This is a genomic window from Ruegeria sp. HKCCA6707 (assembly GCF_013033515.1).
GTDB lineage: Bacteria > Pseudomonadota > Alphaproteobacteria > Rhodobacterales > Rhodobacteraceae > Ruegeria.
In genome coordinates, this window is the sequence record NZ_WQEG01000008.1 from 1 (window position 1) to 20,354 (window position 20,354).

The 20,354-nt window shown below is 57.5% G+C and carries 17 protein-coding genes; 14 read left to right on the plus strand and 3 right to left on the minus strand.

Annotated features, from left to right (window positions below; all coding sequences use genetic code 11):
• Positions 1-43: 43 nt before the first annotated feature.
• Positions 44-613: a hypothetical protein gene (locus tag GOW40_RS17280; RefSeq protein WP_171133219.1), complete on the minus strand. Its 570-nt coding sequence runs from the start codon at positions 611-613 to the stop codon at positions 44-46.
• A 119-nt stretch (positions 614-732) separates the two neighbouring features.
• Here GOW40_RS17280 and GOW40_RS17285 point away from each other — a divergent pair, with 119 nt between their 5' ends.
• Positions 733-1,146: a hypothetical protein gene (locus tag GOW40_RS17285; RefSeq protein WP_171133218.1), complete on the plus strand. Its 414-nt coding sequence runs from the start codon at positions 733-735 to the stop codon at positions 1,144-1,146.
• Between the two features lie 174 nt (positions 1,147-1,320).
• Here the strand turns inward: GOW40_RS17285 and GOW40_RS22480 are convergent, their stop codons facing one another.
• Positions 1,321-4,596: an autotransporter outer membrane beta-barrel domain-containing protein gene (locus tag GOW40_RS22480; RefSeq protein ID WP_171133217.1), complete on the minus strand. Its 3,276-nt coding sequence runs from the start codon at positions 4,594-4,596 to the stop codon at positions 1,321-1,323.
• Between the two features lie 292 nt (positions 4,597-4,888).
• Here GOW40_RS22480 and GOW40_RS17295 point away from each other — a divergent pair, with 292 nt between their 5' ends.
• A complete protein-coding gene (locus tag GOW40_RS17295; RefSeq protein ID WP_171133216.1) occupies positions 4,889-6,976 on the plus strand; it encodes a tetratricopeptide repeat-containing sulfotransferase family protein in 2,088 nt (695 codons plus the stop codon).
• Here GOW40_RS17295 and GOW40_RS17300 read toward each other — a convergent pair.
• Positions 6,973-7,446, minus strand: coding sequence for a MarR family transcriptional regulator (locus tag GOW40_RS17300; RefSeq protein ID WP_171231103.1), 474 nt, complete (start codon positions 7,444-7,446; stop codon positions 6,973-6,975). The two genes, GOW40_RS17295 and GOW40_RS17300, sit on opposite strands and share 4 nt — an antisense overlap.
• A gap of 104 nt (positions 7,447-7,550) precedes the next feature.
• Between GOW40_RS17300 and GOW40_RS17305 the strand changes: the two genes are divergently transcribed.
• The 12 genes from GOW40_RS17305 (at position 7,551) to GOW40_RS17360 (ending at position 20,352) form a co-directional block, all read left to right on the plus strand.
• Complete coding sequence (locus tag GOW40_RS17305; RefSeq protein WP_171133214.1) at positions 7,551-7,931, plus strand: 5-carboxymethyl-2-hydroxymuconate isomerase; 381 nt, start codon at positions 7,551-7,553, stop codon at positions 7,929-7,931.
• Positions 7,932-7,935: 4 nt separating this feature from the next.
• On the plus strand, positions 7,936-9,444 hold the full coding sequence (gene hpaE / locus GOW40_RS17310) for a 5-carboxymethyl-2-hydroxymuconate semialdehyde dehydrogenase (RefSeq protein ID WP_171133213.1): 1,509 nt from the start codon (positions 7,936-7,938) through the stop codon (positions 9,442-9,444).
• A 33-nt stretch (positions 9,445-9,477) separates the two neighbouring features.
• The gene (gene hpaD / locus GOW40_RS17315) at positions 9,478-10,461 is read left to right on the plus strand and encodes a 3,4-dihydroxyphenylacetate 2,3-dioxygenase (protein ID WP_171133212.1); all 984 of its coding nucleotides are present in this window, start codon (positions 9,478-9,480) and stop codon (positions 10,459-10,461) included.
• 9 nt (positions 10,462-10,470) lie between these two features.
• Positions 10,471-11,868, plus strand: a complete 1,398-nt coding sequence (locus GOW40_RS17320) for a pyridoxal-dependent decarboxylase (RefSeq protein WP_171231104.1) — start codon at positions 10,471-10,473, stop codon at positions 11,866-11,868.
• Complete coding sequence (locus GOW40_RS17325) at positions 11,865-12,719, plus strand: fumarylacetoacetate hydrolase family protein (protein ID WP_171133210.1); 855 nt, start codon at positions 11,865-11,867, stop codon at positions 12,717-12,719. The genes GOW40_RS17320 and GOW40_RS17325 overlap by 4 nt, the downstream gene beginning before the upstream one ends.
• Positions 12,716-13,516 carry a 2-oxo-hept-4-ene-1,7-dioate hydratase gene (gene hpaH / locus GOW40_RS17330; RefSeq protein ID WP_171133209.1) on the plus strand — a complete coding sequence of 267 codons (801 nt, stop codon included), beginning with the start codon at positions 12,716-12,718 and terminating at the stop codon, positions 13,514-13,516. Before GOW40_RS17325 ends, hpaH begins: the two co-directional genes overlap by 4 nt.
• Positions 13,517-13,523: 7 nt before the next feature.
• Positions 13,524-14,306, plus strand: a complete 783-nt coding sequence (locus GOW40_RS17335; RefSeq protein WP_171133208.1) for an aldolase/citrate lyase family protein — start codon at positions 13,524-13,526, stop codon at positions 14,304-14,306.
• 22 nt (positions 14,307-14,328) lie between these two features.
• Complete coding sequence (iolB, locus tag GOW40_RS17340; RefSeq protein WP_171133207.1) at positions 14,329-15,135, plus strand: 5-deoxy-glucuronate isomerase; 807 nt, start codon at positions 14,329-14,331, stop codon at positions 15,133-15,135.
• 126 nt (positions 15,136-15,261) lie between these two features.
• Positions 15,262-15,507, plus strand: a complete 246-nt coding sequence (locus tag GOW40_RS17345; RefSeq protein ID WP_254444491.1) for a CcdB family protein — start codon at positions 15,262-15,264, stop codon at positions 15,505-15,507.
• A 1,027-nt stretch (positions 15,508-16,534) separates the two neighbouring features.
• Complete coding sequence (locus tag GOW40_RS17350; RefSeq protein ID WP_171133206.1) at positions 16,535-17,824, plus strand: MFS transporter; 1,290 nt, start codon at positions 16,535-16,537, stop codon at positions 17,822-17,824.
• Positions 17,825-18,236: 412 nt separating this feature from the next.
• Positions 18,237-19,175 carry a sugar ABC transporter substrate-binding protein gene (locus GOW40_RS17355; RefSeq protein WP_171133205.1) on the plus strand — a complete coding sequence of 313 codons (939 nt, stop codon included), beginning with the start codon at positions 18,237-18,239 and terminating at the stop codon, positions 19,173-19,175.
• Between the two features lie 94 nt (positions 19,176-19,269).
• Positions 19,270-20,352, plus strand: a complete 1,083-nt coding sequence (locus GOW40_RS17360; RefSeq protein WP_171102199.1) for an ABC transporter permease — start codon at positions 19,270-19,272, stop codon at positions 20,350-20,352.
• Positions 20,353-20,354: the final 2 nt, after the last annotated feature.

A 20,354-nucleotide genomic window follows, 5' to 3' on the forward strand; every position in this document is an offset into this window, starting at 1 on the left:
GATCATAAAAACAAACGTTCAACTTCCATATTTCGATATTCAATCACTCGAAGCACCTAAGAGCGTCAACAGTTAAAAGTTTGCACCAGATCCGAGCATGATTGCCCTGCGCCGGTCGACCGGCACCCATGCCTGCTGGCAGGAAAAAAAGGGGCGGGATACTTTTCCCGGCGTGGAGATTGCCTCCAAGAGCAAAACGGTTCCGAGGGCAATTTGAAAAAATGCGGATTTCTAAAATCAACCCCGGTTTCCTCTTGGAGTGGATGACAGGATAAGCTAGTTGTGTTTCAAGCCTAAAATACAATCTAAGGTATGCATTGCGTAAGCCCACCGATACCATTGTCTTTTCCGTACGTCTGCCGTGGATGCGCTGGAGCGTTTGGAGGCGGCTTTGGGTGCGCTCGGGGCCATGAGCCGCAACCAAATTATCCAGCGACTGGTCTATCGGCTGATCGGATATCTCGGTCCCGACCCGGCCCATGTGGATCTCTAGCAGCAGCATCTGCGCCAGGTTCAGGGGAGCCACACCAACCTCAATCAGCTCGCGAAATCGGCCAAGCGCGGCGGCGTCATCTGGACGGATGATGATCGGCGCGATGTCGACAACCTCCATCGTGCCATCATTCCGCATCGCCAGGATCTGTGGTAGCTGATCGCCGCAGCGCGTCGGAACCGGGAACCGGAGGCCGCCATTCGGCGGCTCCTGCGAGAGGAAGGGGACGGTGTCGGAACATGACAACGGCAGCCCTTGATCTCGCTGGAGCTGATCTGTTCGAGCTTGCCTTCCGGGAGGCCTTTGCCGGTTGGCATGAGGACATTGTGCCAGGAGAAAGTGTTGACGTGATAGAACGGCTGGAAACAGGTGGGCCGGCTGTTTTGCAGAAAGGCAAAGTGATTTATGTCGCCGGGCGCGGGGACGAAAAAATGCAAGACAAACAAGTGCGTCGAGCGCTTGATCTGGCAAAGATCAAATGGATCGATCTGCCCGAGGACCTGCGAATCCGCGATAACGGGCAACTGAGTTATGTGTTTAACTATGGAAGTAAAACGCGAGATATTACTTCGATTGCCAAGGGCCGGAAACTTGAAATGGCGTACTTGCAATTAGAGCCGTGCGGCGTGACCTGTCTTGGACCGCGCGTATGAAAAACTGAGCACCCTTAAACCGGTGTAGAACCTGCGGCAGGCCGAGTGCCAAGCGCCGGATCTTCAGTTGGGGGCAGTGAACAAAGCTCGGCTGGTGGTCCTAGCTGTGGGTTCTGATCGGACCAGAACACGGATTGCTCTGGCCCGGATCGAAGGACTCAAGGCTTGAAAGGGTTAGAAAGACCAGCGCAGCCCGGCAAGAAAGTTCGGTCCTTGTGCATCAGATCCAAACTCTTGTTCGGCATTGGCCTCGAACCGCATATTGTCGAAGAACTCGTGCTCATAGCCGATTTCGATGCTGCCACCGCTAAAGTCATTTGCGGCAAAAGACAGGGTCTGGGTCGTCGAGAAGAGTGTCACCGCTGCGCTGGTGTCATCAAGGTTTTCGCGCACCACTCCGCTCAGCTGGCCATAGATTGTGCCACCGCTGTTGAGAACCTTGTCGATCTCGATACCCAACCGTGCTTCGACAACCTCGGTCGTACTGTCGCCAACCGTGACGTTGGCCAGTGAATCGGTTTCGGTATAGCTGTCATCGTCCTGGTTGCTATAGCGCACCTCTCCAAAGCCTAGCAGACCAAAATTGTCACTGACGTCAAAGGCACGCTGAGCGCCCAGATGGACGGTCCACAAGGTGCTGTCGAAATCGGCCTGGGCATCGCTGCTGCCGCTGATCTGACGCGTGCGGTCGGTGGACAGCCACGCGTATCCAAGGCCCGCCTCGACCTGATAGGCGCCGAACTGACGCCCGACAGCAGCGTTGACGTAAAATCCGTCCGTGTCGAAATCGATATTGCTGGTATCCCCGTCAGAGCGGAAAACGCCGATCCCGGCCGAAAGGGCCAAACCGTTTTCCAGATGGCCGGAATACCCGGCGCTGCCGTTGAAGACGGTAACATCTGTGTCGCTGCCCGGAACATTCTCGAACTCGCGCGATTCCCCTTCGATCAGGGCAAAGGGACGGAACCCACCGATCGAAAAGCGTGAGATACCGCCCGCAGCGTTGCGAGTCACTTGCGCCTCGGGCTCAAAGCTGAGCGTATCTGCCGAACGGCCGATCAACTCACCATAATAGGCTGTCAGGTTGGCCTGGGCCAGCAGGTCAACCGCATCGACGCTGGCATAGATCGGATCAGTGCCACCTTCATCTTCGATGAACCAGGCGAACCGGTCGTCCGAGACAGTGGTCACAAAGGCGCCACTGCTCGGGGCTGCGTCTTCAAAGCGGAACACTGCGCCACCGCTGACTGCATCCAGATTGACGTTGTGATCCTGCACCCGGATCAGCCCATTGACCTGATCGGTGGTGACAATGTTCAGCGTGCCGGTACCTGTGCCTAAGAAGATGGCATAGGCATCTCCGGTGTCCGAACTGGCCGAGATCTGGCCCATCCGGGTGATCACCCCGTCGAAGTTTTCGAAATACAAACCAAAGGCTTGCGAGGTTTCGGCACCCGAAGCGCTGGCCGAGATAACGCCGGTATTGGCAAAACTGCCCTGCATATCCTCGACCCAGATGCCCGCGGCGCTGACCTTATCTGACGGCCCATTTCCGGCGGATACGGCCGAGGCCGTGATCGAGCCCGAGTTTCTCAGTGTACCTCCATAGGCGCTTTCAAGCTGGATGCCCTGCGCCGAGCCATTCGTGCTGGCATTGGCCCGCGCAACAATCGAGCCGCTGTTGCGGATTGCCGCGCTTGTGTCTTCATCGAGGTAGATGCCCTGCACCACGGCCCTATTGCCGGCTGAGGTACCGATCGCCGTGATTGAGCCGGTATTCGACAGGGATCCACTCAGGATGTTCTTGATCGCAATACCCTGCGCTTCGACGCTTGCCGAAGATGGGCTGCGCGCAGTGACGCTGATCGTGCCAGAGTTGGTCACGTCGCCTGCGGTCGTGCCGCCACCGCTGCTGTAGATGCCAAAGGCTTCGGCTGAACTCGTCATATCGACAGATTCGACAGTTATTGAGCCCGAGTTCGAAATATTTCCACCGACGCCGCCAAGGAGGTAAAGACCGGCAGCAGTCGCTTCGGTCTCACCGCGTGCGATTGCGGTGATATCACCCGAGTTTTTCACGCTGCCGGTCGTACCGCCTGAGACGGAAAGGCCGTATGCCTCGGCTTCTTCTGCCACTGAATCCGCAAAAACAGAGATTGTGCCCGAGTTGTTGAGGTTTCCGGTCAGACCACCCGACAGATCGATCCCGTATCCGGTCGCCGAAGCGTCTCCCTTTGCGCTCACAGAGATCGAGCCGCTGTTTGTAACGTTTCCGGTTGTCGCGCCAGACACGAAAAGGCCGTTTGCCTCAGCGTCCCCGTCGGTCGCGTTTGCCGAAGTGGAGATTGTGCCCGAGTTGTTGAAGCTGCCATTCAAATCGCCGGACAGGTAGAGGCCTGCCGCCGTTGCGGATGTGCTGCCCTGGGCATTGCCGATCACGGTTCCGGTGTTGGTGATATTGCCCGTCGTGTCGCCCTGGATATAGACGCCTGCACCGTCGGCTGAGGCGCCAGTGGAGTTGGCGATGCCCTGGAGCGTTCCGCTGTTGGTCAGGTTGCCGTTCAGATCACCGATGATGTGATAGCCCCAGCCTGTTGCGCTGCTGAAACCGTTGCCGGTTGCGCTGATGGTGCCGCTGTTGGTCAGGTTGCCGTTAATATCATTGTTGACGCGTACACCTATGGCTTGGGCGCTGGTGCCTTGGTTGGCGGTTGCCGTGATGGATCCGCTATTGCTGAGGTTGCCATTCACATCCGTGGCAAAAAACAGGCCCATGGCCGTGACCGAGCTGGCATCGCGAGCAAGCGTGGTGATGGTGCCGGTGTTGACAACGGATGTATCGACGTCATCAAAGAACGAAAACCCGAACGCACCTGCAAAGCTGGAGCCGTCGCTGTCGGCCTGGGCGGTGATGATGCCGTCATTTCGGATCGTGGCGGTGGATTCGGCGCCGTCATCAAAGAAAAGGCCTGCGGCGTTCGCGCCACCACCGGCGCTGTCGGCAATAGCCGTGATCGTGCCGGTATTGGTTACCGCGCCTTCGACACCGTCGTCGAACACCAAACCGCCCGCAGAAACGCCGGAGCCCATTGCGTTGATGTCAATGGTGCCATTGTTAATGATCTGGCCGCTGGTCAGGATTTGCCCGTCAAAGAACGCACCCACCCCAACACTACCCCCGGCCGATGGGCCGGAAATCGTGCCATTGTTTGTGAGGGTGCTGCCATAATCGGGAACGACAAAAAGCGACGGACCGCTTGTTGTGGTCAGGTTGATTGCTCCGGTCGGCGTGATCGTGATGTCGTTGTCGACAACAACCACTTCCTGTGTGGTCTGCGGAGCCGAGATTACCTGGGCCGCTGCGATACCAGCCGACAATGCCGCAACCGATACGCTTGCCAGGAACACTGAAGGTGCGACGCTTGCGATCTGCCCCTTCCACTTCACCACTCGCCCACCACGCGACGGCGTGTTTGTAGCTGCGCAACCCTTCATATCAAGATTAACCCCGAAATTCACTTATACGTTTACTGATCCGTTAGCGTAGTGCTCAAGGTGGGCGCAAATATGGCCTTTGCGTAAAACTTTCGAAGATTTTGTAGTATGGCATAAAGAACACACATATGCTGGGGTTAGATCGCACCTATCGGAGTGGCAAAGGATGGACGCGCTTTGGTGTTTGGGCTACGAGAGCGGGCTGGCCTAGATCCTTGAATAACGTCGGCGATCCAGAGGCAGGGCGATGACGCAACAAAAACAGCTTTCGATTCAACAGGCGTTTGAGCTTGGGGTCTCGCACTATCAGGCTGGCCGTTTGCAGCAGGCGGCGGCGTTGTTTTCCGAGATTGTCAAACTTGTGCCGAAACATGCGCAGGCACACCATCTTTTGGGGCTCGTGGCGTTTCAAGCCGGGCAGGTTGATCCAGCTGTTTCGCAATTGGAAACAGCTGTGAAAATACAGCCAGATAATGCGCATTTCCTGGCCAATTTCACTGAAGTGCTGCGCCAGGCCGGTCGGTTGGACCAGGCTCGGGCGGTTGGTGAGCGCGCGGTACATCTGGAGCCGGGGAACGCGGCGGCGCAGTCCAATTTGGGGCTCGTCTACTACGATCTGGAGCTTCTTGATCAGGCCAAAACCGCGCAAGAGCGTGCGATTGCCGTGTCGCCCGATTTCGACCGGGCGCTGAACAATCTGGGCAGTATTGCGCGGGATCAAGGGGATCGCGACACGGCAATCACGCAGTACCGCGCAGCGCTGCGGGTCAATCCGGGCTCGGCCGAGACCTCCAACAACCTGATTTCGGTTCTGATCGAGGCCGAGCGGATTACAGAGGCGCGAAGCTTTGCAGAAGGGCAGGGTGCGCGCTTTGCTAAGGATGCCGAATTTCAGCGCAATCTGGGCCGGATTTGCGTGATGGAGAATGATCTGGATCGTGCCGAACAGGCGTTTCGACACGCGCTTGTTTTGGATGATCGTAAGCCGGAAACCTATGTCGGCTTGTCTCAGGTCCTGTTTGAGAAGAACCACCCCAAGCTGGCGCTGATCGAAGCAGAGCAAGCCCTGCGGCTTGAGCCCGACTACGCTGCGGCCTGTCATCAGGCAGGGCTGGTCAAGGCGCATCTGGGCGATGTCGAGGCCGCCACGGCCCTTTACAACAAGGCGATTGCGCAAAAGCCCAAGCTGATGGCAAGCCGTCTGGCGCTGGGTCATCTGGCCGTCGAGCAGGGAGATTTCGACACAGCGCGCGACTATTTCGAAACGGCGGCTCAATCCCCTGACGATGCGCTGAGCGCGCATATTGCCTTGGTTCGGTTGGGCAAAATCACCGAAGATAGCCCGTCTTTTCAGGCGCTTCAGGCGGCACTGCCCGATGTTGACAAGATGGTACGCCCCAAGGCGGCTGCATTCCACTACGCCTTGGGCGAATGCTATGACAAGCTGGGGCACTATGACGACGCTTTTGCACAGTTCCAGCAGGGCGCCCGGATCAAGCGGGGCCTGGTGTCTTATGATGCGGATGCGACGGATCGGATGTTTGACGATCTGATTTCAACCTTCGACGCCGACCGGATTGCGCAGTTGCGGCAGAACGCCATTGCCAGCGCCAAACCGATCTTTGTGGTGGGAATGCCACGGTCGGGCACCACTCTGACCGAGTCTATTCTGGATTCGCATCCCGACGTGTTTGGCGCGGGTGAGTTGAACGATCTACAGGCGCTGTTTGGCTCGGTTGGCGCGGGTCAGGCAAATGTGGCCGCTGCAATCCGCACCATGTCTGCGGATCAATTGACGCGCCGGGCCGAGGATTTTGTGGATGTTTTGACCGCTGTGGGTGGCGACGCGCCCCGTGTTGTCGACAAGATGCCTGCCAATTTCCAGATGATCGGGCTGATCCATGCGCTGATACCAAATGCGAAGATCATTCATATCAGCCGCGATCCGCTGGACATCTGCCTGTCCTGTTACACCCGTCTGTTCGAACGCAGCCAACAGCACAGTTATGACCTGGTCGAGCTGGGGCGGTACTACAACAACTACGCGCGGATCATGTCCCATTGGCAGGATGTTCTGCCAAGTGACGCGTTCTATTCTATCCGCTACGAAGAGCTGGTGGATGACATTGAAACCGTCACGCGCGGGATGTTGGAGTATTGCGGGCTGGACTGGGCCGACGATTGTCTGAGCTTTCATTCCGGCAAACGTCGCGTGCGCACAGCCAGCGTGCAACAGGTGCGCCAGCCTTTGTATCGCAGCTCAAAAGAGAAGTGGCGGCGCTATGAGACGCATCTGCAACCGCTGATCGACACGATCGGTGACAACCGGATCTAGGGCCTGACCTGATCCTGTAGCTTGTCGGCCAGTTTTTGCAGCAGGGTCAGCAGCTTGTCGTGATCTTTGTCACCCAAGAGCGTGCGATAGTGCTCTGCGATCTCAATCGCTTCGCTGAGATGCGTGTCGATGATTGCCTGACCCTGCGAGGTGATCGCGATATGGTGGCGTCGCCGGTCATCGGCGTCGGTTTCGCGCTGGACGTAGCCACTGCTTTGCATGGATTGAACGATCCGCGTCAGGCTGGGCGACATCAGACCTGCGCGTTTGGCAAGATTGCCCGCATCCATCGGCCCGCTTTCGCTGAGCACCCGCAGAACCCGCCATTGCTGCTCGGTGATGCCAGCCTTGAGCAGCATTTTGCGGATAGGAGCCATGACCGCCTCGCGCGCCAGGATCAGCGACACGGGCAAAGACTTGCGGGACGGGGGCAGGGAAGTGCGTTGATGAGAGGGGGCGGGTTTGGTCATGAGGCACCGTGATTACATCACATGTTAAATAAATCGATTGACTCGACTCTGCAAGTTTGGGTATGACTGTCATTAGTTAACATGTAAAATAAAAGCTGAACGCCATGCCGCATATTCAGATCGAGTATTCAGGGAACCTTGAAAGGATCGTTGACATGTCGGCCCTGTGCGAGGCGATCCGGCAGCGGGCTGTGCAGATCGAGGCGTTGCCGATGCCTGGTCTTCGGGTGCGGGCTGTGCGGGTTGATCACTATGCCATTGCGGATGGGGATCCAAAGCATGGGTTTGTCGATATCAGTGTGCGTATCCGCGAAGGGCGCCCGAATGCGGTCAAGCAGGACGTGGTGACCCAGATCTTTGAGGCGGCACAGGATTTTCTGGGCCCGGTGATGGCCAAACGCCCGGTGGCCTTGTCTGCTGAACTGCGCGACATTGATGCCCGGTATTCGCCGAAATGCGGCACGATCCGGGATCATCTGGAGTAGGCACATGACCACACGCGACGAGAATATCAAAAAGCTTGAAGTGTTGCTGGCGCGGTTTCGTGAGGGCGGGATTCAGAACCGCATTGCGGGTGAAGATCGGCCCGGATCGGGCGGTGTGTTCGACACGATTTCGCCGGTGGACAAAAGCCTTATCTGTAAGGCAGCGCGAGGAGGGCCTGAGGATATTGACGCCGCGGCGCTGGCAGCAGCGGACGCGTTTGCAGGGTGGCGCGACATGCCCGCCAAAGAACGCCGCGCCATCCTGATCCGCGTGGCCGAGGCGATTGAGGCCCGCGCGGAAGAGATTGCCTTGTGCGAATGCTGGGACACCGGGCAGGCGTTCAAGTTCATGTCCAAGGCGGCGCTGCGCGGGGCCGAGAATTTCCGGTATTTCGCCGATCAGGTTGTGCAGGCCCGCGATGGGCAGCATCTGAAATCACCCACCTTGATGAACATCACCACCCGCGTCCCCATCGGACCGGTTGGGGTGATCACGCCTTGGAACACGCCCTTTATGCTGTCCACCTGGAAAATCGCGCCTGCGCTGGCGGCGGGTTGTACCGTGGTTCACAAACCGGCTGAGGCCAGCCCATTGACCGCGCGACTTCTGGTCGAAATCGCCGAAGAGGCCGGGTTGCCCAAGGGCGTGCTGAACACGGTAAACGGGTTTGGTGAAGAGGCAGGCAAAGCGCTGTGCGAACATCCCAAAATCCGCGCCATCGCCTTTGTCGGTGAAAGCCGCACAGGCAGCCTGATCACCAAACAGGGGGCGGACACGCTCAAGCGCAATCATCTGGAGTTGGGGGGCAAGAACCCGGTCATTGTGTTTGACGATGCTGATCTGGACCGGGCGCTGGATGCGGTGATCTTCATGATCTATTCGATCAATGGCGAGCGCTGCACGTCTTCATCCCGGCTGCTCGTACAAGACTCGATCCGGGCCGAGTTTGAGGCCAGGTTAATCGAGAGGGTCAACGCCATCCGCGTCGGCCATCCGCTGGACCCGAAGACGGAAATTGGGCCTTTGATCTCTGAAGAGCATTTCAACAAGGTCACCGCCTATTTCGACATTGCGAAACAGGATGGCGCAACCATTGCCGCCGGGGGCGAGACCGTTGGCGATGAAGGGTTTTTCGTGCGGCCCACCTTGTTCACCAACGCGACCAATGACATGCGCATTGCCCGGGAAGAGATCTTTGGCCCGGTGCTGACCGCGATCCCGTTTTCGACCGAGGACGAAGCGTTGCAACTGGCCAATGACACGCCTTACGGCCTGACCGGCTATGTCTGGACCAATGACCTGACCCGCGCGCTGCGCTTTACCGACCGGCTTGAGGCCGGGATGATCTGGGTGAACTCGGAGAATGTGCGCCATTTGCCAACCCCGTTTGGTGGCGTCAAATCCAGCGGCATCGGGCGCGATGGCGGGGATTGGTCGTTCGAGTTTTACATGGAACAGAAACATATCGGCTTTGCCACCGGTCAACACAAGATCACCCGGCTGGGGGTTTAGACCTCATGCCGATTGTCAGCTCAGGAGTTTGACATGCCCGTACCCGCTCCGAATCAATACCCGGATTTCAACACCATCCGTCTGAGCCATGTGTGCCTGAATGTCAGCGATCTGGCCGCATCGCGCGCTTTTTACGTCGATCTGTTTGGCTTGCAGGTGTCTGAAGAAAGCGACAGCCATATCTATCTGCGCGCGTTGGAAGAGCGTGGGCATCACAGCGTGATCCTTCAGAAATCCGATCAGCCCGGCACGGTCGAGGTGATGGGGTTCAAGGTCTTTGATGAACAGGATCTGGACAGAGCTGAGGCGTGGTTTCAGGCAAAGGGGCGCCCTACAGAGTGGATCGAGCGCCCGCATCAGGGGCGGACGCTGCTGACCTCGGACCTGTTTGGCATTCCGCTGGAGTTTTACCACAAGATGGACCGCCTGACGCCGATCCATCAGGATTATGCCCGCTATCACGGGGTGCGCCCGTTGCGGATCGATCATTTCAACTGTTTCAGCCCCAACGTGGATGACAGCGTCGCCTTTTACAGTGAGATGGGGTTCCGGGTCACCGAATATACCGAAGACGAGGAGAGTAAGCGGCTTTGGGCCGCGTGGCTGCATCGCAAAGGTGGGGTGCATGATATGGCCTTCACCAACGGGACGGGCCCTCGGATGCACCATGTGGCCTTTTGGGTGGCCAACCCGTTGCACATCATCGACTTGCTCGATGTGATGTCGACCACTGGCTATGTCAGCAATATCGAGCGCGGGCCGGGGCGGCATGGCATTTCGAACGCGTTTTTCCTCTATATCCTTGACCCGGACGGGCATCGGATTGAAATCTACAGCTCGGATTACCAGACGGTCGATCCCGATCATGAACCGTTGAAATGGGATCTGAAGGACCCGCAGCGTCAGACCTTGTGGGGGGCGCCTGCGCCGCGCAGCTGGTTCGAACATGGCACAAGATTTGTGGGCACGGATGTGCGAGAGCCTGATCTCAACGCTACACCGATCATCGCACCATAAGGGGGGTCTATGGACTGGGAGGATTTCAGCGACTGGGGCAAGAAGATCGCGGATTGGGCGGCGGAGTATCACAAATCTCTGCCCGACCGTCCCGTGCGGGCGCAGACCGCGCCGGGTGAGATTGCAGCGCAATTGCCGGGCCACCCGCCCGAGGTCGCCGAAGAAATGGAGCAGATCATGGGTGATTTCGAGCGGATCGTCATGCCCGCTATAACCCATTGGCAGCACCCCAGGTTCTTTGCCTATTTCCCGGCCAATGCAGCCCCACCATCAATGCTGGCCGAGATGCTGGTGACCACGATCGCAGCGCAATGCATGTTGTGGCAGACCTCTCCGGCTGCGACCGAGATGGAGCAGGTGATGATCGACTGGTTGCGGCAAGCGCTGGACCTGACCGAGGGGTATACCGGTGTGATCCAGGACAGCGCGTCCTCGGCCACTTTGTCTGCGGTTCTGACCATGCGCGAGCGGGCCACCGGCTTTACCGGCAATCGCGACGGGCTGAACGGCAAGGGCGCGTTGCGCATCTATTGCTCGGATCAGGTGCATTCATCGATTGATCGAGCCTGTTGGGTGGCCGGGATCGGGCAGGAAAACCTGATCAAGATCCCAACACAGGGGCCGCGTCACGGGATGGATGTTGGTGCGTTGCAGGCGGCGATCACCAAGGATCACGACGCAGGTCATATCCCTGCCGGGATCATCGCGGCCACCGGCGGCACCGGGGTTGGGGCCAGTGACCGTTTGGGCGACGTGCTGGTCGTTGCACAACACGAAGACCTTTATACCCATCTGGATGCGGCTTGGGCGGGATCCGCGATGATCTGCCCCGAGTTTCGCCAGGATTTCTGGGATGGCGTCGAAGGCTATGACAGTATTGTCTTTAACCCGCACAAATGGCTGGGCGCGCAGTTTGATTGCTCGGTCCAGTTCCTGCGCGATCCGCAGCCGCAGCTGAACACGCTCAAGATCGAGCCGGAATATCTGAAGACAAGCGGGTCCGAGGTGACCAATTATTCGGAATGGACCATTCCGCTGGGTCGCCGGTTTCGTGCACTGAAGATCTGGTTCCTGATCCGCGCTTATGGGCTGGAAGGCTTGCGCGCCCGTATTCGCAATCACATTACTTGGGCTGGCGAGGCCTGTGAGGCGATCCGCGCTCTGGACGGGTTCGAAATTGTCACCGAACCGATCCTGAGCCTGTTTTCCTTCCGCTGCCCCGGAGACGATGCGATGCAACAAGAACTGGTGGATGCGCTGAATGACGACGGGCGGATCTATCTGACCCAAGGCATGTTCGAGGGGCGCAAGGTGATCCGGTTCTCGGTCGGGCAGTTCGACACGACGCGCGAACAGGTGATGATGGCGCCCAAGGTGATCGCAGACGTCTGGAGGTCGTTGACATGAAATTCGCCACCTATTCCGTGGGCGATCAGACCCATTATGGGGCCGTCACTGATCAGGGGATGATTGCGCTGGATCCGGTGTGCCCGCACTGGCCGACGCTGCTGGATTCGGTCAGGGCAGGGGGGTTGCCTGCACTTACCAAGGCGGCTGAGGAGCGGCTGGTTTCGCATACTGACTTCACCTATGAGATGGTCTTGCCCAATGCCTCGCGCATTCTATGTGTCGGGGTCAATTTCCCGGACCGGAATGCCGAATACAAGGACGGCACCGCGCAGCCGGACAACATGTCCTTGTTCCCGCGTTTTGCCAGCGGGTTTACCGGCCATGACAGGCCGCTGATCCGTCCGCCGGAAAGCCATAAGCTGGATTATGAGGGCGAAGTGGCCATCGTGATCGGCGAGGGGGGGCGCAGGATTCCTCAGGCGCAGGCCTATGACCATATCGCGGCACTGACCTTGTGCAACGAAGGCACGATCCGCGACTGGGTGCGTCATGCCAAGTTCAACGTCACCCAGGGCAAGAACTGGGATCGCTCGGGCGCGATGGGGCCCTGGCTGGTGCCGTTCACCGATGCGGCGCAGCTGGATGAGGCGCGAATCCAGACCCGCGTGAATGGAGAGCTGCGACAGGACGACAGCCTGAACCGCATGATCTTTCCGATCCGGCGGCAAATCGAATATATCTCGACGTTCATGACCTTGCAGCCGGGCGATATCATCGTCACCGGCACGCCCACCGGCGCGGGCGCGCGGTTTGATCCGCCCCGCTTTCTGACCCCCGGCGATGTGGTCGAGGTGTCGGTCGAGGGGATCGGCACGTTGCGCAATACGGTCGAGGATGAGGCACCATGACGCCCGAAGACCACGCCCGTGCAGCCGAAGATCTGTTGCAGGCCGAACGGAGCGGGCAGCAGATCGGATTGCTTAGCCTGCGCCATCCCGAGATGGGCATGGATGATGCCTATGCGATTCAGAACGCGCTTTATCATGCCAAGCTGGCGCAGGGGCGCCGCGTGATCGGGTGGAAGATCGGGTTGACCTCGAAAGCAATGCAATATGCGTTGAATATCGACATCCCCGATAGTGGGATCTTGTTTGACGATATGCTGTTTGAATCTGGCGCACAGGTGCCCAAAGGCCGGTTCATTCAGCCAAGGATCGAGGCCGAGATCGCCTTTGTCATGAAAGCGCCGCTGAGCGGTGTGGATGTGACCCGCGATCAGGTGCTGGCCGCAACCGATTATGTCGCGCCTGCGCTAGAGATCCTCGACACACGTATCCTGCGCCGTGACCCGGAATCTGGCCAGACGCGCTCGGCCTTTGACACGATCAGCGACAATGCGGCCAATGCCGGGATCGTGCTGGGCCCACAGCGCCACGCGGTGGATGCCCATGATTTGCGCTGGGTCGGGGCGATGACCTTCCGCAATGGGCAGATCGAAGAGACCGGACTGGGGGCAGGGGTTTTGAACGATCCGGTTGAAAGTGTCGTTTGGCTGGCGCAACGTATGACTCAATACGGGCAGAGCATCGCACCGGGGCAGGTTATCCTGTCGGGCAGCTTCATCCGCCCTGTCGAATGCCCGCCGGGCACAGAGATCCACGCCGATTTCGGCCCGTTTGGCCAAATCGGTATCACGTTTGAATGAGGTACAAATGCCCGCCCCACATAATCCGTTCAAAGCCGCGCTGATGCGGGGCGAATTGCAGGTCGGCTGCTGGTTGGGCCTGGCCGATCCCTATATCGCGGAAATCAGCGCCTCGGCGGGGTTTGACTGGGTTGTGGTCGATAATGAACATTCGCCGAATGACCTGCGATCAACCGTGGCGCAATTGCAGGTGCTGGCGGCCCATGCCTGCCATCCGGTTGTGCGCCCGCCGATCGGAGAGGCCTGGATCATCAAGCAGATGCTGGATATCGGGGTGCAGACCCTGCTGATTCCGATGGTCGAAAGCGCCGAGCAGGCGCGCGAGTTGGTGCGGGCGGTGACCTACCCGCCCGAAGGCATTCGCGGGGTCGGGGCCTCGCTTGGACGTGCCTCGCAATTTGGCGGCATACCCGATTACATTTCGACCGCGCGGGACGAGATTTGCCTGTTGGTGCAGGTCGAAAACCGCAAGGGGCTGGAGGCTCTGGACGAGATCTTGAAAGTGGACGGTGTGGATGGCGTTTTTGTGGGCCCGGCGGATCTGGCAGCGGATATGGGCTTTTCCGGTCGCCCTGATGCGCCCGAGGTCAACGCGGCCATTCTGGATGTGATGCGTAAATCCGTCGCTGCCGGTAAGGCTGCGGGTATTTTGACACTGGACCCCGGGATGCAGGCGTCTTGTATTGCGGCCGGAGCCACGGTTATGGCCACCAATATCGATGTCACTGTTTTTGCCGGATCTATGCGCGCTGCGGGCAAGGCGGCGCAAGGGCTGAAAGGCGGCAGCTGAGGCGCAAGAGCTTGGGGGCGATATGGCAGATCTGTTAAGAAAACCGTTTGGAAAACGCGGCAAGGTGCATGATATCACACCCAGCTCTGCCGGGTGGCGCTATGTCGGGTTTGGTCTCTATCACCTAAAGGCCGGAGACATTGCCACCGAAGTGGCGGGCGAAACCGAAGTGATCCTGGTCATGGTTGAAGGCAAGGCGCGGCTGACCGGGGCCGGGCAGGACTGGGGTGAGCTGGGCGATCGTATGGATGTGTTCGAAAAGACCGCGCCCCATTGTCTCTATCTACCCAACGGTTGCGATTGGCGCGCCGAGGCGGTGACCGATTGCGTCATCGCCGTCTGTGCCGCTCCGGGCAAGGGCGGGCATGGGCCGCGCCGGATCGGCCCCGAGGGCATCACCCTGACCGAACGCGGTAAGGGCAACAACACGCGCTATATCAACAATATCGCGATGGAGGATGCCGACCTTTGTGACAGCCTGCTGGTGACCGAGGTGTTCACGCCTGCGGGCCATTGGTCGTCCTATCCCAGCCATCGCCATGATGAGGATGATTTCCCCCGGATCACCTATCTTGAGGAAACCTATTACCATCGTCTGAGCCCGGCAGATGGGTTTGGCATTCAGCGCGTCTATACCGATGATCGGCAGCTGGATGAGACCATGGCGGTTTCGGACGGAGATGTTGTGCTGGTTCCGCGCGGGCACCACCCCTGCGGCGCGCCTTACGGGTTTGAGATGTATTACCTGAATGTCATGGCCGGGCCCCTGCGCAAATGGCGCTTTGTTCCGGCCCCCGAGGTCGAGTGGATCATGGAGCGCGACGCCTGACAGCGCACTGTTTTGAGTGGTGACCTTCATATGTCATGCGCATGTTTCCTAGGTATTGAATTCGGGTAAGGGGCGTGCGCTATAACTTCTCAGTTACGTATATCAACCATTCTTTCGGGTGAAGGGATGCTTCTGGGTACCCAGACCGACTTGCTGACCGACCCGAACACACGTGTCGTGGTTCCCTTGCTTTCACCCAATGTTGCACCCCAACCGACCACTCGATTGAAACCGGTTTTTCTGGTCGACAGGCAAGAGATGGGGGTGGTGACACGGTTCCTTGCGGCTGTTCCGACAGCTATTTTGAAAGAGAAGATTGGTAATTTGCGGGTCAGTACGACCAGATTACAGTCGCCTTCGAAATACAGATGAAGGGTTTCTGAGCATTTACCATAATCTTCATTACGCGCGACTTCATTTGTATCCGCAAAACAAACATGTCGCCGCCGCTTTCTCGCGCACATGTGCTTGTCAGTTGACCGTCCCTATCGCATATGCGGGGCGCATGACACGCCCCGCTGCTGTTTTTAACGCCCCCTTGCCTTGCTAGGGATATCCATTCGTTTGGCCGCGCGCGGTTGGGGCTTTATTCGCATGTCGCGCGGTGGTTTAGATTTGGCTTTGAAACTTTTGGCGGATTTTGGGGACTCCTCCCCGGCAGGAAGGGTCCGCCCGAAGGTGGTTTTTGGTGGTTTGAAGGGCATGTTGCACCTCATGACAAAAAGAAGCTGAAATCGTGCAGATGCACGACCGAAAACACCCACGAGGGGTTAGCGTCGTATGTCCATTGTCAGAGTCCTCCGCAGGAGCGTTACATTGCGCATTCTGACATTCCGGGTCAGTGCGCGGCTGTATCAGAGAGTTTGCTGGTCCATTGTTAGAATCTCCTCTGCGAATGGCAGAAATGTTTCAAAACACGCAGCATATGTCAAACCTGCTAAATCAGCGGGTTCTACGGTTGTCGTGAGATCGGGCGCCAATCCAACCTAACGTCTAGAAATGAAGCGCGTTTTCTGGACCCGTGATGGGTTCTTCAAAAGGTATGAGGATGAGCTCGGGCCTGTGATTGATATCCAGACAAGAATATATCGGCCCATACAGTACAAATCCATCAAGCGTCCGAAGCTTTGGAACATGGTCGTCGCATTGCCACATCTAACGGCTGAGATCTGGCCGCTGATTTGTTTTGCGGCCCCGCATCGTCCCCCGCAAATGATTAGCGTCGAATAAATCGTCAAGCTCGAAGTAGTCCACCGCAGAACCTTGAGGTTGCAGCGATTGCGGATCATGATTTGAAGACGTACGGTCGCGACATTAACGAGACACGCGGGAATTTCGCCTTCTGGCAAACACTTTCTGAGGTCTTGCACAAGTTGCCAGCAAAGCCGAAGGTGCGACCATGGCAACCGAACTTGAGTTTTCCATCGCAGCGCTGAGCGGTCCAGCGAGACGGCATATCCGGGTGTTTCAGGTTCACCAATTTCTCGATCGTTTCGCGATGGGCTTGACGGTAGCGGTTGTTGCACTGGCCTTGACCGATCGCGGCATGGATATCTTCCAGATTTCGCTGCTTTTTGGGGTCTATTCACTCACGACCATGGCGATGGAACTGCCATTTGGCGGATTGGCGGACAATATCGGACGCAAGCCGGTTTTTCTGGCAGCGGTCGTCGCGAGCGTGATCTCGCTCGCACTCTTTCTTTCGACAAGCGATTTCTATGTTCTCGCGTTGTCATTTGCCTTCATCGGGTTTGGGCGGGCTCTAAGGTCGGGTACGCTCGACGCGTGGTTTGTTGAAACCTTCAAAGCCGCTGCGCCAAATGTTGATGTTCAGCCCGCCCTCGCAAAAGCACATTGGGCCAATGCAATGGGTCTGGCGATTGGCGCAGTGTTAGGGGGCGTGTTGCCCGATCTTTTGGGTCCAGTGGCGGTTGGGTTGGGCGTCAGTATCTACGATGCGTCTTACGCAGCAAGTTTGGCGGTGATGCTTGGGGTGTTCGTCTATACTCTGTATTTCATCGAGGAAAAACCGCGCCAGTTGAATCCCCAAGCCTTGAAACAAGGGTTCACCACTGTTCCATTGGTGATCAAAGACGCAGGTCTTCTTGCCCTGAAGCATCCGGCATTGTCGCTACTTCTGGCTGCACTGGCGTTCTACCTGATGGCGACCAACCCCGTCGAGGTGATCTGGCCGACCCATGCAAAGCCCATGCTGCAGGAAGGCTATGCCAACACAATCATCGGTGTCCTGACTGCAACCTACTTCTTTTCAATCGCCTTTGGCGCGTGGTTGTCGCCGCACATCAGTCGGTTTTTCAAACGACAACACGCAATGACACTTGCTGCAGCTTTTGCTTGCATGGCGGTTGTTCAGATCGCATTGGCTCTGCAGGCAAATATCGTCGGGTTTGCTTTGGTCTTCATTGTATATTCTGTTGCCCTTGGTGTTTCTGAAACGCCTGCCAGTAGTGTTTTGCATAATTGTGTGGAAGATCACCAAAGATCCACGATGTTGTCCTTACGGTCGCTGATACAACAGCTTGGTGCAGCTTTGGGCCTGATTTTGGCGGGAGCGATTGCCGAGCTCTACTCTACTCCTACGGCTTGGATCGTCGGTGCGGTATTTCTTGTTCTTTCCGTGGTCCTGATTGCAATCATGGCCAAACGGCTTGGCGCAGGGATCGAATAACGGCCATTCAGGCATCATGCAGTATTCGTCCTTGAGGTTTTTCCCAAGGTTTGCGGTGTTTTGCGCCAAAGGTTTGTTTGGCCAATCTAGAAAAAGGCCCACGGCTTTTCTAGAAGTGAAGCGGAAGCGAATAAGAGCCACTCGTTAGCTTTCAGACCCCGCAACCAATGCGTTCGTTTTCATGGTCCCCTAAAACGGCCCAGGCAAAAGATATGCAATGTCGCCACAAATAAATATTGCAACCGGTTGCAAAATAGACAACACTGATGCTCGGCGAAGGATGGCCCAGATTCTAAGAATGATCTTGGATCGGGCAGTGCCGGGTGTTCGATACTGGTAGAGTCGAATGTCCGGTGTGGTCTTGGCCAGACGTGACAAAGACGTGCGCTTGCACGAAAACCGGGAGAGAACCATGAAAAAGATCTTTTTGGCCGCTGGCCTGTCCGCGCTTATGATGGGCGGCTCTGCGATGGCGCAGAATATCGGCGCATCCATCGCGCGTTTTGACGACAACGGCTTGACCATCATGCGCAACGGCATGACCGCGCATATCGAAACACTGGATGGTGTGAACCTTCAGATGGAAGATGCGCAGGACGACGTTGCCCGCCAGTTGGACCAGATCAACAACTTCATCGCATCCGGCGTTGACGCAATCATCGTGAATGCTGTGGATACCAATGCAACCGAAGCGATGTCGAACGCGGCCGCTGCTGCGGGTGTCCCTCTGGTTTATGTCAACCGCCAGCCGGTCAACATGGACACATTGCCTGATGGCCAGGCCTTTGTGGCCTCGAACGAGATCGAATCCGGTACACTGGAAGCGTTCCAGATCTGCCGCAACTTGCGCGCAGAAGGCAAATCGGGCGGTGCGCGCGGTTATCTGATGAACGGTCAGCTTTCGAACCAGGCTGCGGTGCAGCGCTCGAAAGACGTGCATGACGTGATAGGTATGGATATGTGCAACTTTATGGAGTTGATCGACGAGCAGACCGCAAACTGGTCGCGTGATGAAGCACAAGACCTTATGACCAACTGGATGTCTTCGGGCGAGCCGTTTGACTTTGTAATCGCCAACAATGACGAGATGGCGATTGGCGCGATTCAGGCGATGAAGGCCGGTGGCATCGACATGGCAGACGTGCAGGTTGGCGGCGTAGACGCGACCCCGGATGCTCTGGTGGCGATGGCAGCTGGTGACCTTGACGTCACTGTGTTCCAGGATCTGGCCGGTCAGGGCGCGGGTTCGATCGATACGGCGCTGAAACTGGCAGCTGGGGAAGATGTCGACAAGACCGTGTTCATCCCCTTCATTCTGGTGACACCCGAAAACGCCGCTGAATTCCAGTAAAGACAGTACGCAAGAACAGAGGGCAGCGCCTGCGGTGCTGCCCCCTCTCCCGATCCGGGCGAGACACGAGTAGTATAGAGGGAGGGACTGACCGATGGCCGATACGTCGCACGGAATTGGCGGGTTAACCTACGACAAAAAGAAACGATCACTGCCGGGAGAGCTGAACATCTTCCTCGCGATGATCATAATTGTGGTTATCTTCGAGATTCTGGGTCAGGTCCTGCCCTATATGAACGGACAAAGCTTCCTGTTTGATACGCAGGACCGCTTTGACACCATTTTCAATGAGGCGCGGTTGCGCATCATCATCCTTCAGGTTTCGATCATCGGGATCATCGCGCTTGGGGTGACGCAGGTGATCATCTCGGGCGGGATCGATCTGTCCTCGGGGCCCTTGGTGGGCGCGACAGCAATGATCGTGATGTCCTTTGCCCAGACCGAGCTGGTCAACGGCAACCCCAACCCCAAAGCGGTTTTTGGACCATGGGCCTTTGACTTGCCGGTGATCATACCGGTGTTGGTCGGGCTGACTTTCGGGGCCATTATAGGCTCGATCAACGGGGCGCTGATTGCCTATACCCGCATTCCACCTTTCATCGCCACTCTGGGCATGTTCCTGATCTGCCGTGGCATCGCCCAGGCCTGGACACGCGGTCAGCCGGTTTCGTTCCCGACCGAAAGCTTTGCTGCCTTGGGCAAGGGTATGATGCCGGTCTTCTGGTTCGTTGGGCTTGCCATCCTGATGCATATCGTCATGCGATATACTCTGCACGGCAAACATACTTACGCGATTGGGTCGAACGAGGATGCTGCGCGGATGTCAGGGATCAATGTCAAACGGCACAAGGTGCGCGTTTACATGATCGCCTCGATGCTGGCGGCTTTTGCGGCCATCGTGCTGAGCTCGAAGAACCTGACGGCACAATCGGGCATGGGTATTTTCTATGAACTCTACGCCATTGCCATGGCCGTTATCGGCGGCGTCAGTCTGACCGGCGGGAGAGGATCGATCCCAGGAACAGTGTTGGGTGCGATGGTCTTTGGCGTGATCCAGTCCGGGTTTACCTATGTGAAACTTGATGCCTTCTATCAGCTCATGGCCATGGGTGGGATCATTATCGCCGCTGTGGTGCTGGATAAGATGCGACAAGAACGTGCGGCAGCGCGCAGTTAAGG